This is a genomic window from Mesorhizobium sp. M1396 (assembly GCF_040317725.1).
Lineage (GTDB): Bacteria > Pseudomonadota > Alphaproteobacteria > Rhizobiales > Rhizobiaceae > Mesorhizobium.
Map to the genome: position 1 here is coordinate 1 of NZ_JAMYLA010000164.1, position 654 is coordinate 654.

Genomic DNA, 654 nt, shown 5'->3' on the forward strand with positions numbered 1-654 from the left:
CCCCGCCGGCGCCTGGCGCCCCCCGCGGGCGCCCCCACCCCCGCCCACACCCCCAGCGGCCGGTACCCCCCCCCCAACGGGGGGGGGGCGGCCCCCCCCCCCCCCACGACGCTGTAGGTGACCGCGTCGCCGTTCGAGGTCAATGTCGGCAAGCCGGACGTGTCGGCCGACAGGCTGAAGGTCACCGGCGCGTCGGTGCCGGACGTCACCAGTGACGCCACCGATCCGCTGGCCTCGTCCTGGTTGGGCGTGGCGTCCTCGTCGATGCCGTTGGAGGAATCGCCGTCCGCGACCTTGAGGTCGTCCTCCTGCACAATTGCCGATACCGTCGCACCCGACGCCACCGGCACGTCGTTCTCGACGTTGATGACGAAGGCTTCGGCATCTGGCGTCACCGTGTCGCCGTCGGCATCGGTTGCCACCAGCACCGACGACAGGTCGATCGCCAAGGTACCGGCATCGCCGCTGGCGGCCGCGTGGTCGAGCTGGTCCTGAAGGTCGAAGGTGTAGCCGCCGTCGGCGGCCAGCGCCAGCGTGAACACGATGCGCTCGTTGAGCCCGCCGTCATCGGCGGTGGGGGGGCGCCGCCCGCCCCCCCCCCGGGTGGTGGGCGCGGGGCCGGGGGGGGGGCATGTGGGGCCGCCGGCCGGGTGG

1 protein-coding gene is annotated in these 654 nt (G+C 74.5%); it reads right to left on the minus strand.

From position 1 onward, the window contains the following. On the minus strand, positions 1-542 hold a 542-nt coding region (locus NKH02_RS34455), incomplete at its 3' end, for a hypothetical protein (RefSeq protein ID WP_352884307.1). Positions 543-654 lie beyond the last annotated feature (112 nt).